At 64.4% G+C, this 14,271-nt stretch carries 15 protein-coding genes; 6 read left to right on the top strand and 9 right to left on the bottom strand.

What is annotated here, in order from left to right; translation table 11 throughout:
* Position 1: 1 nt before the first annotated feature.
* Both AC5Y30_RS17375 and AC5Y30_RS17370 read right to left on the bottom strand, forming a co-directional pair.
* Positions 2–1,204 (bottom strand): acyl-CoA dehydrogenase family protein, encoded by a 1,203-nt coding sequence (locus AC5Y30_RS17375; RefSeq protein WP_499919916.1) that lies wholly within the window; start codon positions 1,202–1,204, stop codon positions 2–4.
* A 2-nt stretch (positions 1,205–1,206) separates the two neighbouring features.
* Positions 1,207–2,019: an enoyl-CoA hydratase-related protein gene (locus tag AC5Y30_RS17370; protein WP_499919915.1), complete on the bottom strand. Its 813-nt coding sequence runs from the start codon at positions 2,017–2,019 to the stop codon at positions 1,207–1,209.
* 102 nt (positions 2,020–2,121) lie between these two features.
* Here AC5Y30_RS17370 and AC5Y30_RS17365 point away from each other — a divergent pair, with 102 nt between their 5' ends.
* Together AC5Y30_RS17365 and AC5Y30_RS17360 are read left to right on the top strand one after the other, a co-directional pair.
* Complete coding sequence (locus AC5Y30_RS17365) at positions 2,122–3,318, top strand: cytochrome P450 (protein WP_499919914.1); 1,197 nt, start codon at positions 2,122–2,124, stop codon at positions 3,316–3,318.
* The gene (locus AC5Y30_RS17360; protein WP_499919913.1) at positions 3,315–4,112 is read left to right on the top strand and encodes an enoyl-CoA hydratase/isomerase family protein; all 798 of its coding nucleotides are present in this window, start codon (positions 3,315–3,317) and stop codon (positions 4,110–4,112) included. The genes AC5Y30_RS17365 and AC5Y30_RS17360 overlap by 4 nt, the downstream gene beginning before the upstream one ends.
* 22 nt (positions 4,113–4,134) lie before the next feature.
* Here the strand turns inward: AC5Y30_RS17360 and AC5Y30_RS17355 are convergent, their stop codons facing one another.
* On the bottom strand, positions 4,135–4,992 hold the full coding sequence (locus AC5Y30_RS17355; protein ID WP_499919912.1) for a mycofactocin-coupled SDR family oxidoreductase: 858 nt from the start codon (positions 4,990–4,992) through the stop codon (positions 4,135–4,137).
* Between the two features lie 174 nt (positions 4,993–5,166).
* Between AC5Y30_RS17355 and AC5Y30_RS17350 the strand changes: the two genes are divergently transcribed.
* Genes AC5Y30_RS17350 through AC5Y30_RS17340 form a run of 3 tightly spaced genes read left to right on the top strand, consistent with a single transcriptional unit; the run spans position 5,167 to position 7,514 of the window.
* Positions 5,167–5,982 carry an SDR family NAD(P)-dependent oxidoreductase gene (locus tag AC5Y30_RS17350; protein ID WP_499919911.1) on the top strand — a complete coding sequence of 272 codons (816 nt, stop codon included), beginning with the start codon at positions 5,167–5,169 and terminating at the stop codon, positions 5,980–5,982.
* Between the two features lie 30 nt (positions 5,983–6,012).
* Positions 6,013–6,570, top strand: coding sequence for a nuclear transport factor 2 family protein (locus AC5Y30_RS17345; RefSeq protein ID WP_499919910.1), 558 nt, complete (start codon positions 6,013–6,015; stop codon positions 6,568–6,570).
* Positions 6,567–7,514: an SMP-30/gluconolactonase/LRE family protein gene (locus AC5Y30_RS17340; RefSeq protein ID WP_499919909.1), complete on the top strand. Its 948-nt coding sequence runs from the start codon at positions 6,567–6,569 to the stop codon at positions 7,512–7,514. The genes AC5Y30_RS17345 and AC5Y30_RS17340 overlap by 4 nt, the downstream gene beginning before the upstream one ends.
* Before the next feature lie 29 nt (positions 7,515–7,543).
* Here the strand turns inward: AC5Y30_RS17340 and AC5Y30_RS17335 are convergent, their stop codons facing one another.
* Positions 7,544–8,839: an amidohydrolase family protein gene (locus AC5Y30_RS17335; protein ID WP_499919908.1), complete on the bottom strand. Its 1,296-nt coding sequence runs from the start codon at positions 8,837–8,839 to the stop codon at positions 7,544–7,546.
* Positions 8,840–8,958: 119 nt separating this feature from the next.
* Here AC5Y30_RS17335 and AC5Y30_RS17330 point away from each other — a divergent pair, with 119 nt between their 5' ends.
* Positions 8,959–9,165 carry a hypothetical protein gene (locus tag AC5Y30_RS17330; RefSeq protein ID WP_499919907.1) on the top strand — a complete coding sequence of 69 codons (207 nt, stop codon included), beginning with the start codon at positions 8,959–8,961 and terminating at the stop codon, positions 9,163–9,165.
* Positions 9,166–9,176: 11 nt separating this feature from the next.
* Here AC5Y30_RS17330 and AC5Y30_RS17325 read toward each other — a convergent pair whose 3' ends face one another.
* Genes AC5Y30_RS17325 through AC5Y30_RS17305 form a run of 5 tightly spaced genes read right to left on the bottom strand, consistent with a single transcriptional unit; the run spans position 9,177 to position 14,250 of the window.
* Positions 9,177–10,316, bottom strand: a complete 1,140-nt coding sequence (locus tag AC5Y30_RS17325; protein WP_499919906.1) for an acyl-CoA dehydrogenase family protein — start codon at positions 10,314–10,316, stop codon at positions 9,177–9,179.
* 2 nt (positions 10,317–10,318) lie between these two features.
* Positions 10,319–11,362 carry an acyl-CoA dehydrogenase family protein gene (locus AC5Y30_RS17320; protein ID WP_499919905.1) on the bottom strand — a complete coding sequence of 348 codons (1,044 nt, stop codon included), beginning with the start codon at positions 11,360–11,362 and terminating at the stop codon, positions 10,319–10,321.
* A 2-nt stretch (positions 11,363–11,364) separates the two neighbouring features.
* Positions 11,365–12,564, bottom strand: coding sequence for a cytochrome P450 (locus AC5Y30_RS17315; protein WP_499919904.1), 1,200 nt, complete (start codon positions 12,562–12,564; stop codon positions 11,365–11,367).
* Positions 12,565–12,610: 46 nt separating this feature from the next.
* Positions 12,611–13,057, bottom strand: a complete 447-nt coding sequence (locus tag AC5Y30_RS17310; protein WP_499919903.1) for a VOC family protein — start codon at positions 13,055–13,057, stop codon at positions 12,611–12,613.
* A complete protein-coding gene (locus tag AC5Y30_RS17305) occupies positions 13,054–14,250 on the bottom strand; it encodes a CoA transferase (RefSeq protein ID WP_499920206.1) in 1,197 nt (398 codons plus the stop codon). Before AC5Y30_RS17305 ends, AC5Y30_RS17310 begins: the two co-directional genes overlap by 4 nt.
* Between the last annotated feature and the right edge of the window lie 21 nt (positions 14,251–14,271).

Below are 14,271 nucleotides of genomic sequence, written 5' to 3'. Positions count from 1 at the left end.
CTCAGCGCGGCATGCCCAAGCCGACCGTAGATATCAGATCTCGCTGAATCTCGCTAGTACCTCCGCCGATCGCATGCAGCAGCGACAACAGGAGCCCCTCGGAGAAGTGCCCATGCAGGATTGAATCCGGATCATTCGGCATGAGTTCACCAGCGGGACCGAGGATCTGGGCGCCAAGCGTCCGTAATTCGGCGGTCAGCTCGGAGTGGTACAGCTTCGACAACGACGGCAACGCGGGATCCAAAGCACCCGCGGCCTGCAGGTGCGCTACGCGATAGGACAGGGCGCGGCCGGCCTCTACGCGTTCGACGGCGCGGGCTAGCGCGATGCGGGTAGTCGGTTCAGCCAGCGGATCATGCGGCGAGCCTTTCTGCGCGTGGCACCAGTCGATCAACTCATCAAGATAGCGCTGGGCCTGCGCGGCCCTGGTGATATTCGATCGTTCGACCTCCAACAGCGCCTTTCCGACCGTCCACCCCTCGCCCTCTGCCCCAACGAGATTGGCCGCCGGCACGCGCACACTGTCGAAGAACTCCTCGGCGAAGGTCGGATATCCGGTCATCGAGCGGATGGGCCGGCGGGTGATTCCCGGTGTCTCAAGGTCGACGAGGAAGAACGAGATTCCCGCCTGGCGCTTGTCGGCAACCGGCGAGGTGCGGGCCAAGACGAAGATCCAATCGGCGAGCACGCCGTTGCTCGTCCATGTCTTCTGCCCGTCCAGGACGTAATGGTCGCCGTCCTGATGAGCGGTCATGCGCAGTGCCGCCAGATCCGAGCCGGCCTCAGGTTCCGAATACCCCTGTGCCCACATGCGTTCTGAGCGGGCGATGGCCGGCAGGTGCTCCGCCTTCTGTTCGGAGGTACCGTATTTGAACAACACCGGCGCCAGCATGTTGACGCCGTTGGTGTTGACCAGCGGCGCCCCGGCGTACGCGAGCTCCTCCCGGATGACCACCTGTTCGACGACGCCGCGGCCGCCCCCGCCGTACTGGGCGGGCCAGTGCGGCACGAACCAGCCCTGGTCGTGTAACGCCTGGCAGAACGCCACCGCACGGTCGTGCGCATCGCGGGGGAGGTAGTCGGGATTGGCCGCGGTGCGGCGGAATTCATCCGGCAAGTTGCCCGCAAGCCAGCCACGGACCGAAGCCCGCAGCGACTCGGTCTCCTCGTCCGCGCCGAACCGGATGATCGGTTTGAGAGGCATGCTCAGATGCGTTTACTGGGCTTTGAGCCCTTCTTCATGAGTTCCGCCATGAACTGCTGGAACTCCTTGCTGCCGGTCACCATCGCCTGAAGGTCATTGCTGGCTTGTTGATGGGTGCGGAACCCCATGGTCTCCCAGGCCCGGATGACGCCGGACTTGACTGCCTGCAGCGTGATCAAGGGCGCCTTGGCGATCTGCGCGGCCAGCTCCTCGACGGTGGCTTCGAGTTGATCGGCGGGCACCACCCGATTGACCAGACCGAACTCCAAGGCCTCGGCGGCCGTCAACCGCTGGGCTGTGTAGAGGTATTCGGCGGCGCGCTTATAATTCATGAAAACCCACGGCTCAAACATCGTTTCGGCGCCGGGGAGCCCAAAGCCGGGAACCAGCGGCATCTGGAACCACGCGTCCTCGGAACACACGGTGATTTCGGGAATCAGCGCCCATGTCGTGCCCCCGCCGATCGCATAGCCGTGCACCTGAGCGATCACCGGTTTGGGGAACTCCCACAGCTTGAGGACCGGCCACAGAAATAATTGGGCAGCAGACCGCCAGACTTTCCCCGATGCTTCCAGCTCGGCCTTGAATTCGGGGTATGCACCCGTGGGGACGTGGCCAGAGCAGAAGCCCTTGCCATTGGCTTTGATGATCACGACTTTGATGTCGTAGTCGTACTGCGCGTCGTCGAGGGCCGCGTTGACGCTATGGACCATTTCAGAGGTCTGGGCGTTGGCGGCGTCCGGATTGTTCAGGATGATCCGCGCGATAGCGCCGTCCTTCTCGTAGACGACGTGCTCGAGATCTCGGGTTTCCACGTTCCTTCGTCCTCCTCAGCAGGGGGTGGGCGACCCGCGCCACCATAATAGTGCAACTATACAGATAATGTATTACTGTTCCTTACGAGGAGGACGGTGCCGATGACGACAACGGACCTACGTTGGGATCCGTTCGATCGCGCCCTGCACAAGGACCCGTATGCGGCCTGGAAACGGTTGCGCGACGAAGCGCCTGTCTACCACAACACGGAGTACGACTTCTACGCCTTGAGCAGGTTTTCCGACGTGATGGAGGCGTCGCTGGACACCGAGTCGTTCTCCTCGGAGCACGGTGTCACGCTGGACGCGATCGGCGACGATCCGTGGGTATCGCCCAAGCCGATTATCATGATGGATCCGCCCGACCACACTGCGCTGCGAAAGATGGTCAACCGCACCTTCTTTCGCACAAGTGTCGCCAAACTCGAGGACCGCGTCCGCACGCTGTGCCGCGGCTACCTGGGCAAGTTCGTCGGCACCGAGGGCTTCGACTACGTGCGCGACTTTTCAATGAAGCTGCCGGTGATGGTCATCAGTTCCCTGCTCGGGTTTCCCGAGCAGGACCACGACAACCTGAGGGAATGGTCAGATGCCCAGCTCCACCGCGAAGACGGGGCAACTCAGCTGAGCGAAGACGGCCAGCAAGCCAACGCCAAGCTGCTGGGCTATTACGCCGACCAGATTCAGCAGCGCCGGATCGTTCCGAGCGACGACATCGTCGGCAACCTGATGGGGTCCGACCTGGTCCAAGCGGGCCGCGAGTCGCGTCGCCTCGATGACGGTGAGGTGTTGATGTTCATCGCAACAATCAACGTCGCCGGCAACGAAACAGTGGCGCGGCTGCTGGGCTGGGCGGCGCTGACGCTCGCGCGCTACCCCGAGCAGCGGGCCAAACTGGCCGCGAACCCAGAACTGATCGGCAACGCCGTCGAGGAACTGCTGCGCTACGACGCCCCGTCGCCCGTACAGGGCCGTTACACAGCACGCGAAGTCACCTATCACGGAACGCTCATCCCCGCGGGTTCACGGGTGGCGCTGCTGACCGGCTCGGCCGGCCGCGACGAACGCCAATACGAGAATGCCGACGTCTTCGACGTCGAACGAACCGGAATCCGCCACATCAGCTTCGGTCACGGTTCGCACTTCTGCCTCGGTGCCGCACTCGCGCGCCTGGAGGCCCGGGTCGCGCTGGAAGAGACACTGGCGCGATTTCCGGCGTGGGACGTGGATGAAGAGGCGGTGACCTACGTGCACACCAATTCGGTGCGCGGCCCGGCCAGCGTGCCGATTCGGCTGTGATCCCCGATCTGACGGCACGGACCGAGGACGCGGTCCGCTGGTTGGTATTGGACCGACCAGACGCCGGCAATTCGGTGACGCGGGCCATGCAGCGAAGCCTGATTGAGAATCTCCAGGCCGCGTCCAGCGATCCCGAGATCAGAGCGGTGGTGCTCACCGGTCGCGGCGACCGGCACTTCTGCACCGGACCCAATCTCCACGATCCAGGCATGCAACCGAAGAAAGACAGGGTCGCCGGCGATGCCGCCCGGATTCTGCGTATCGGATCTCAGGCGGTGGTGTCAGCTTTGCTCGATTGCGAAAAGCCGGTGCTGTGCGCGCTCAACGGCGTCGCCGCCGGGGTGGGCGCCAGCATGGTGCTCGCCTGCGATCTCATCGTCGCCGCCGAAAGCGCTCGGCTCATGGCGCTTTTCACACGCCGCGGGCTTGCGCCCGACGGCGGTGCCGCCTACCTGCTGGCCCGCAAGGTGCCCTTCAATATCGCCAAGCAGCTGCTGTTCTTCGGCGAGGAGCTGTCAGCGTCCGAGGCCTACCGGATCGGCCTGGTCAACAAAGTGGTCGCCGATGGCGACCTCGAGGACGAGACGCGCGCATGGGCCCGTCGGCTTGCGAGTGGACCGACACGCGCGCTGGCGGCGGCCAAGGCGATGCTCAATCAAGCGTTTGACGTCGACCGCGATGCGGCGTTTCGTACCGAGGCCCTGCTCGTGGAACAGGTAGCCGGGACAGACGACGTCGCAGAGGGCATGGCCGCCTTCGTTGAGCGACGCGACCCCGACTTCCGTGGCCGCTGACGACCGCTTGGCGAATGGACTGCTAAAGGCCCAGTTTCATACCCGCGCCGGCGTCGACGAATATCTGTTGACCGGTGACGTAACGGGACTCGTCGGAGGCCAGGTACACCACCAGGTGGGAGATGTCCTCCGGCTCGATCCATGGGACGGGCATCGCTTGCAGCAACGGGAAGACAAGCTCTGCGTCCTCGCGACTCGGTTCGGCGAGGTCCGGACGAAACGTGCGGTACATCGGAAGGTTATGCAACATCCCGGTATTGACGTTGGTCGGGTGCACGATGTTAATGCGGATCTGCTCTGGCGCCAGCGTCAAAGCCAACCCCTTGGTGTACTCCCCCAGCATCTTCTTGGCGAGACCGTAACCGGCACCCCCGGGACCCTGCGGTCCGCCACCGGTGGCCAGGTCCTTCTGTGAAACCAGCCCCGCAATGGAACCGGTGACGATGACCGATGCACCCGCCCGCAAGTGCTCGAAACTAGTGTGCACCGCGTTGACGACGCCGACGAAGTCGACGTCGAACGCATCCATGAAGCCGCGGGACGGGATGTTGATACCCATCGGGAGGATTCCGGCGTTCGCCACCACGACATGAAGACCGCCCAACTCGGCGACCGCCTCATCGATCGCCTTCTTCAGCGCGGCGCGGTCCCGCACGTCGACGACCGCCGAGACCGCGCGACGACCAGACTTTTCGACCAGCTTGACGGTTTCGTCCAGGTCCTCCCGGGTGGCAAGGGGGTAGTCGTTGGTGTCGATATCGGCGCAAATGTCCAGCGCGATGATGTCGGCGCCCTCGTCGGCCAGGTGAATCGCGTGGCTGCGGCCCTGTCCACGCGCCGCTCCGGTTATCACGGCCACTTTGCCGCTCAGACGCTGCATCTGCTCCTCCGTCATTCGATGAGCCGGCTGGCTCGACCTCACACCCCGACTACGGCAGCCGACCGAACGCCCGGGCGCGACCCCGCCGACGTTATTGGATAATAGAACACTCAGTGTTAATCTGTCACGCGGGTGGATACCTGCGACCCGGCTGATCGGCATGAGGAAAAACCAGTGACGCTGCACCGAAACGCCGCATCGCTGGACGGTCGCGTAGCGGTCGTGACGGGCGGCGGGTCCGGGATTGGGCGCGCGGTAGCCGCGGCGTTCACGGAATTCGGCGCGAAGGTCTCGATTTGGGAGAGGAACGCGCGGACGGCAACATCAGCGGCCGCGGAACTCGGCGGCCTCGCATGCGTCACCGACGTTCGCGACGAGGAGCAGGTTGATGATGCCCTCGCCGCCACCGTCGAGAAGCTGGGGACTCCAACCGTCTTGGTTAACAACGCCGGCGGAGTCTTCTGGTCCGGCCTACTCGAAACCTCGTCCAACGGGTGGGACGCGTTAATTCGCATCAACCTGACCCAGGTCTTGCTGTGCACGCAACGGGTTGCGCGTGCCATGATCGAAGCAGGCGAAGGCGGCAGCATTATCAACGTCAGCACGATTGAGGCGGTGCGGGCGGCACCCGGGTTTGCCGCCTACGCCGCGGCCAAGGCGGGGGTCGTGAACTTCACGAAAACCGCTGCGCTCGAACTCGCTCCGCACAGTGTCCGAGTCAACGGGCTGGCGCCCGACTTCACCCTGACCGAGAGCCTGGCGAAGATGGCCCCCGCGGGCGCCGAGAACGCCAAGCTCATGGTGCCGATGGGCAGGGCCGGTCACGTTGACGAAATGGCCGGAGCAGCAGTCTTTCTGGCCAGCGGTCTCAGCGCATATGTGACCGGGCAGACGCTGCATGTCGATGGCGGAACGTCGGCGGCCGGCGGCTGGTACCACCACCCGCAATCCGGGCACTACATACTCGGCCAGTCGACGCCGGCGCCCTAGGGCCCCACGAGGTCTGCGGAAGGGGATTCGATGGAAGACGCCGACCCAGTGAGGGACATGTTGGCACGCGAAGAGATTCGCCAACTGCCCTACCGTTACGGCGCGGCGATTGAAACACGGGATGTCGAGGCGATGGCCGACCTGTTCGTCCCACACGCGCGGTTCGGCCACCACGGTGAGGGCCGCGAGGGCCTGCGCCGGCTGATGTCCCACAGCGTCGACGCGAGCGTATTCGCGGTCATCCTCGTCGCCAACCACCTCATCGAGCTCAACGCCGTAGACCGCGCGCACGGGCAGGTCTGGGCCCAGTGCTTCGCACAGACTCACGCCGACGGGTTCATCGAACAGCTCATCAAGTACGAAGACAGCTACGAATACTACGGCGGGCATTGGCTTTTCGTGCATCGACGGCACCGCTTGTGCTACGGGGTCAGCCGTCAGACGTCGCCCCTGACGCAACAGGCAGCGGAGTGGCCGCGAAACCAAACCGGTGTCGGGGACCTGCCGCTGGCCGATCCGGTGTTCGCCGCTTGGTGGCAGAGCACGGCGAACGCGGCCGCTGAGACGGACAAGGAACAGCGGCGGTGAGCGGGAGCCGCTGTCTGGTCGGTGGGCTGGCCTTCCCCGAAAGCCCCCTCGCCCTCGACGACGGTTCGGTTGTGGTGTCGGAGATGGCGGCGGGAAGGATCACCCGCGTTCGCCCGGACGGGGTCACCGAGACTGTTGCCGAGACCGGCGGCGGGCCCAACGGATTGGCTCGACTCGCGGACGGCCGACTGGTGGTCTGCCAGAATGGCGGTTCTACGTTCGGGCTCGGCCCGTGGCCTTACGACTTCGACGGCTGTGCAACGCTTTTCCGGCCGGTTGGCCCGCCTGACGAGCCGGTCGTTCCGGCATTACAGCTTGTCGATCCAAGCGGTTATGTCAGCACGCTCACCACCGAGTTCAGCACGCGTTCGGGGAGCGTGCTGCCGTTGACGCGGCCCAGCGATATCTGCGTTGACGGCCATGGCGGCTTCTATGTCACCGATGGCGGAGTGGTGCAAAACCGCAACCGCACCATGACTGGGCTGCTCTATGGCACCGTCGACGGCGGCCTTCGCGAAATCGTCTACCCGCTCGAAATGCCCAACGGCGTCGCGTTGTCGCCCGACGGCGCGCTGTTGTACGTGGCGGAAACCCGCACCCGCCGCATCTGGGAATTCGAACTCGACGAACCCGGCGTGGTGGGTCGGGCGCGTGGACTGGCCACCCTGCCCAGTGGTGGCCCGCTGAACGTCGGTGGAGCGGACGGGCTGTGTGTGGACCCGACGGGCCGCATCCTGGTCGCAACCCTCGGCACAGGTGGTGTCAGCGTCTTCTCGCCGACCGGCGAACTGCTGGGCGCGATTACCGCCGACGACCCGATGACCACCAATGTCGCATTGAGTCCCGATGGCCACACGTTGTTCATGACGCTCGCATCATCGGGACGACTGGTCATGGTCGAGAACTGGCTGAAGAGTTCAGGCGTCGACCAGGCATCACCGTGAGAGACGCAGCCTGTCCGAACGCTTCAGGCTCAAACCTTCTGAGCCTTCTGCTCCTCCATCTTGTTCATGAAGGCCTCCATGCCGACCCCGCCATGACTTGCCATGACCTCGTCGTAGTCATAGTCGGCCGGGTTGCCGTCATTCGGGCGCCACCCCGAGTCCGCCGTGCAGGACTTGAAGCCCTCCTCCGGGAATGCGTACCAGCGCCGAGTGTTGAGCTCGACGATCTTGGCAGCTTCCTCGTCGGGTACATCGGCCAGCATCTCCTCGGCGCGCGCTCGGCTCTTAGGCCAGAACGAGTCGGAGTGAGGATAGTCGCACTCCCAGGTGATGTTGTCTATTCCGATCTGGTGCCGCATAGCCATCCCGACTTCGTCTTCGATGAAGCATCCGGAGATGTTGCGCCGGAACAGCTTCGACGGCGCCACGGTCGGGTGAATGTTCTGGTAGTACTTGTGTTTGCGCCAGACGTAATCCGCGCGCTCGACTAGGTAAGGCATCCAGCCGACGCCACCTTCGGAGAACGCCACTTTGAGGTTTGGATGCTTATGGAACACCGGCGAGAAGATGAGCTCGGTGGCCGCGGCCATCGACGTGGTGCCCATCAACGTGATCATCACCGCGAACGGCCCCTCCGGCGCCGTCTGAGGCGGGAATCCGCCACTGCCGAAGTGCATCACCGCCGTCAGATTCGTCTCTTCCAACGCCGACCACACCGACTCCCAGTACGCGGTGTGATAACTGGGCAGCTTGAGGTTTGTCGGGTTATCCGGGAGGCCGATCGCCCGGGCTCCCTTGGCCGCCACACGCTCGATCTCGGCGACGATGAGCGCTGGATCCCACAGCGGAGTGATCGCCATAGGGATGAAGCGGGCGGGATCCGTAGCGCACCACTCATCGAGCGAGAAGTCGTTCCACGCCTTGACGCCCAGCAGCGCCAGTTCCTTGTCCTGCCCCTCGAGGAAGACCGTGCCGCAGAATCGGGGAAACGACGGAAAGCACAACATCCCGTGGACACCGTCGATGTCCATATCGGCCAAACGGGCCTTCGGGTCATAACATCCAGGGATCATGTCGGCGTAGCGAATCGGATCGACGCCGAACTCCTCCGGGGGCCTGCCCGCGACCGCGTTCAGCCCGATGTTGGGATACGGTCGGCCCTCATAGACCCACTGCTGCATGGGCGGGGCACCCTCGCGCGGGAAGTCGACGATGCGAGGACCCTGATCGATGTACTTCTTCGGCAGCCTGTCGATCCAGACATGGGGTGGCTCGATGAGGTGATCGTCGACCGACAGAAGCTTCATCGATGGTTGCAGGGGCATCGTCCAGTCCTCAACTCTTCCGATTCATGCGTTACAGTACAACTAAACACTTTATGCCTAACTGACTATAACGCCGATCTCCACCTAGGCTCAAACCAATGGTGCACTGAGGAGAGACGATGGACTCGCATGAACGCATCCCCCATGACGACTGGGCCGACCAAGATTTGCTCACCAAGGGTGAAGCGGCCGAACGGCTCTCCGCGGAGATAGCCGAGGTCGACACGAAACTCAGCGGGGCCCACGCGGGCGACGAGATCCTCGAAAGGCGGCTCAACGGTCTCAAAGAGGCGTACAGACACCTGACCGAGGCCGGGCCAGGTTAACCGGCACCTGCTCAGGCGCGTGGCAGCCCAAGCACCCGCTGCGCGACGATGTTGCGCTGGATTTGCGCGGTGCCCCCGTAGATGCCGGCGGCGCGCGACCACAGGTAGATGTCCCATTCCAGGCCCTCGGTGAGCAGAGGGCCGCTGGCGCACAGATCCATCATGGTGTGGCCCAAGTACTGGTCCGCACGGGCCATGAGCAGCTTGTCGACCGACCCCTCCGGACCCGGAAGTTTGCCGCGTTGGCGCTCCGTGAGTGAGCGCTGAACCTTGACCTGGAGAGCGCGTAACTCCACGTAGGCCTGTCCAAGCCGGGCCCGCGCCGCGGGTGAGTCGAGGAGCCAGCCGGTCCGGATGTCGTTCTCGAGCCGCCGCAATTGTGTCGAGAGCCGGCTGACCCAGTTGATGTCGCCAGGACCGCGCTCGTAGGCCAGCAGCTGGCTTGCGATGGACCAGCCCTGGCCGCGCTCACCTAGCAGATTGGCCACGGGTACGTCCACGTCGTCGAACGTGACCTCGGTGAATTCCCGGTTGCGTGCGGCATTGACAATCGGCCGGACCTGGATCCCTGGCGTCGACATCGGTACCAACAGCGCCGAGATGCCAGCGTGCTTGGGGGCCTCGGACTCGGTGCGGCACAGCAGGAAACACCAGTCGGCGACCGCCCCGAAGCTCGTCCAGATCTTGCGGCCATTGACGCGGAAGCTCTGACGCCCCTCGATCTCGATCAACGCGGCGCGGGTCTTCAGGCCGGCGAGGTCGGATCCAGCCTCGGGTTCGGAGAATCCCTGACACCACCGCACCTGGCCGGACAACAGTCCGGGCAGCAGGGTGTCTCGTTGCTCGTCCGTACCGAACAACCGCAAGGCGTTGCTGAGGTGGCCGACCCCCTCTATGGGCGGGGCGCCGGCGCGGCCGAGTTCGTCGTTGAGTATCGCCTCGTAGATGGGGGCCTTGCCGTGCCCTCCGTACTCGACGGGGAAGGAGAGCCCGATGTACCCGGCTTTGTAAAGCGTTTGATGCCAAGCATTTTGCGCATCGGCGCGGGCGGCGGGATCCTCGGGGATCGAAGCGTCCGCGGTGTGTTCGGAAAGCCACTGCCTCAGCTCGGCGCGGAACTGCGCTTCGGGCGCGTTGTCGTTGAAGTCCATCGCTACGCCAACTCCCGGTTGGCCAACCGCATCGCCGCGATGGCGTCATAGTGAACCACCTCGTCACCGAATAAGCGCCGGTCCAGCAGCGTACGACGCAGCCGCAGATGCGAGATGTGCTCCCACGTGATCGCAATGCCGCCGAACACCTGAATGTTCGTCTCCACCACCTCGCGGCCCGCCGCGGCAGCGTATGCCTTCGCCGTCATCGCTGCCAACCGCGCCTCCTCAACCGGCAGTTGGTCGATCGCCCACGCGGCGTGCCACAGACAGCTGCGGGCGCCTTCCACTTGTACCAGGGCATCCGCGAGCAGATGCCCCACCGCCTGGAATGAGCCGATCTTGACTCCGAACTGCGCGCGTTCGCCGGCGTAGCGCACCGCATCATCGAGCGCGCCTTGCATGACGCCGACAAGGTCGGCGGCGAACGCGGTCATGGCCAGCGACTCCACCCGCAGCCAACGCTCATCACTGATGGGCTCCCCGGTCGCGACTGCCGAAGCCGCCAAATCGGCTGGCGTGCGGTGCAACACGCGGGTCAGGTCGAGGGCAGCCGCCTTATCACCATCCAGCGGCGCGCAGACGAGCTTGCGTCGACCATCCGTTCGGACCGATAGTAGTGCGTGGGTAGCACCTGCCGCGTCGAATGCCACTCCAGGCTGATTCGCCGCTGCGAATCCCGCCAAGTCCATCGTCAGCACCGGCGCCACCCGCAGGCTTCCGTCCGCGACGAGCTGCAGTTCGTCCTCGGCACTGGCAGCCTCTAAAAGCTCGGTGGCCAGCACCGCTTGGCCTATCACCGGTACGGCGCTGAGGGCTCGTGCCAGCTGCTCGATGACGATGGCGGTTTCCACGCCGCTGGCCGCGAGTCCGCACAGGGCAGGCGAGCGCAGCGTCGGCACACCAAGTTCCACAACCTGGCGCCACTGTGCGTCGAGCGCCGCATCGGTAGGTAGTTGTTCGGGGCCGGTGACGGCGAGGCTCTCCCCCAGCCGAGTGGCGGTGTCCTGCAGCAGTTGCTGCTCGTCGGTGAACGCGATGTCCATGGTCAGCGCAGGGTCATCTCCACGCGGGTGTAGCCGCGCACCGTCGCGGTGAGCACCCGCTCGAGCGCCCCGATGCCGTAGTTCGGGAATTTCTTGGCGATGTACTCGAACACCAGTTGCGCCTCCCGGCGCGCCAGCCACTGCCCAAGACAGATGTGGATTCCCCAGCCGAAATAGACGTCGGTGCCGCGAGGCCGCCCAATGATGAAACGGTCAGGGTCTTTGTATCGACGTTCATCCCGGTTCGCGCTGCCCAGGAGCAGCAGCACCCAGTCTCCGGCGTTCATGGTGACACCGTGCCGCTCGATGGGCCGCGTCAGCGTGCGGGCCACCCAATGACTCGGGGTGTCATAACGAAGTGCCTCGTTGACGGCGACAGGAATAAGGTTGCGGTCTTTGATAATTCGCTGCCACTGGTCGGGATGCTCCGCGAGGGCGACCAAGCCGTTGGAGATCAATTTCTGAGTGGTTTCCGACCCCGCGGCCGAAAGCAGGTTGCAGAACATGAGCACCTCGTGCGCGGTCAACGAGCGCTCACCGCCGGCCTCGGGGTCGTCGAAGGTGGCCTGCAGCATGATGCTGATCAAATCGTCCCCGGGTTCGGTGCGGCGCCGTTCGATGAGGTCGCCGATGTACTGGCTGATCATCCGATTCGCTTCGATGGCCTTGGCCGGCATGACCACTTCGCCTTCCTCGCGCGTCAGGAAGGCCTCCCACCAGACGCGCAGCCGCGCACGATCGCCGTGCGGCACGCCGAGCAGGTCGCCGATCACGTCGGTGGGAACCGAGAACGCGAAGGCCTCCATGGCGTCGACGGTGGTTCCGGGGCGCAGCCGGTCAAGATGAGTGTTGACCACCGATTGCAGGGCGGACTCCATCGCGGCGACCGCTTTTGGTGTGAAGAAGCCCTTGAGGACGCCGCGAATACGGTCGTGGCGAGGGGGGTCCATCGAGATTACGGAGTATTTGCGGCCGTCGTTATCGGGATTCTCCGGTGCCGGACCAAGCTTGGACGAGAAGGTCTCCCAGTCCCGGAGTGCCCGTGAGACGTCGTCGAATCTGGACAGCACCCACCAGCGGTCCTCGGGATCCCGGTAGACCGGTGCCTCGTCGCGCAGTCGCCGGTAGACGGGGTACGGATTGTCGAAGATCGCCTTAGAGAACGGCGAATACATCAGCTCACTGGTGGCCGGCACAGCCATGACTCTATCATTTGGCTGAACAATCGAACGTTTTGTGATCAGTTGATCACTGTCTAGGGCGGCGCTCAATCAACTCCAGCCAGTTGCCGTCGGGGTCGGTGGCCATCAGGCCGCGGTTGCCACCTTCGAATGTCACCGTCCGTTCGGGTCGTGCCCGCCCCCCGGAGCGCTCGATCCGCGCGATGAGGTCGTCTGGGTCGTCGACGCGAAACGACAGATGGCTGAATCCCACCGCATTCATCTGCCGCGGCTCGACATTGCCGTGAACCCCTGGCGCCGCGTAACTCAGCAACTCGAGGCGGAATCCGTCCCTCTGCAGGTAAACAAGGTCAAGCACCAGTCCGGGCACGTCTAGCAGTTGTGCTGTCTCAGGCCCTTCGACGTGCATTCGACTGACCTCATCGAATCCGAGAGCCTCGCAATAGAATCCGACTGACCGGCCAATGTCACTGACACATAGTCCGATGTGAGCGAGTCGGTGGCCGCCGCTCATGGGGCGTCGTCGACAATTTCGTCGAGCAGTGCGTTGTGTTCGCCAACAAGAGGCGGGCGAGTCAGGGCCGTCGTCGGTGCGGCACTGAACACATACGGTGTGCCCGGGTAATTGAACGTTTCCCCGAACTCCGGGTGGCGCACCGGCACCTTGAACCCACGGGCAGCGACGTGTTCGTCCTCGAATGCCTCGTCAGGTGACAGCAGCGCTCCGGCCGGAAACCCGCGGCGCTGGCTTTCCAGGAAGTACGCCTTGGCTGGCAATCGCGACGCGATCAGGGTGAGCGCCTCGCGGGCCGCCGTCAGGATTGCGGTGGTTTCGTCGTCGGCGCCGATCTGCGCGATGTCCACCGGCGCGTCGCGGGAGGCGGCCAGCTCCAGGAACACGGCCTCGGGCAACTCGTCGAGCAGATCGAGCTCGGTGAGCCACGCCAGCAGGTTGGCGAACTCGTGTGGTTTCCGGGGCAGCACGCCGGTGGTGGCGTACGCGCCGTCTGCGCACAGAACTTGGGTCCGCTGACTCGGTGTGAAGTATGCATGCCGACCGGTCTGTCGGACGCATGTCTCGTTGTTGACCAGCCAGTGGTAGGTCACCTGCTCGGAACTGACATTGCAGGCAGCGTTGACGCTGACGTCGACCAGCTGCCCTTCTCCGGTCTGGTCGCGATGGGCAAGCGCAACCAATGCTCCGATCGCGCAGTACATTCCGGCCAGGTTTGCGGATTGCTCGCCGGCACCGCGGACCGGTGGCAGCGAATGATCGTCGTAGCCGCAGTTCCACACCGGACCCCCTCCGGCGAGCATGGTGAGGTCGGTGACCGGTTGGTCGGCTCGCGCACTGTTCAGGCCGAACGGGCTGACCGCCACCCAGATCAACGACGGGTTATCGGCGGCGGTCTTGACGTAGCCAAGCGGGCCATCGCCCACCGGCCCGGCCCCCGAAATTGCAATGTCGGCGCCTGCTATCAGGCGCTGCAGCGCAGTTACTCCCTGCGGAGTGTCGAGATCAATTGTCACCGAGCGCTTTCCGGCATTTCCGCCCCACCACCGCAGGCTGGCATCGGGCCCGGGAACCTCGAGCGCAAACGGTGGCCGCGACCGGTGTGGAGATCCGGTCGGAGGTTCAACGACAATCACGTCGGCGCCGAGTTCGGCGAGTACCCGCCCACCAACGGGCGTGAACTGGTCGCTGATCTCGACGACGCGAATTCCGGC

It is taken from the genome of Mycobacterium sp. NGS27 (assembly GCF_059813005.1).
The sequence above is the reverse complement of the archived record's forward strand: the minus strand, read 5'-3'. Positions and strand labels throughout refer to the sequence as shown.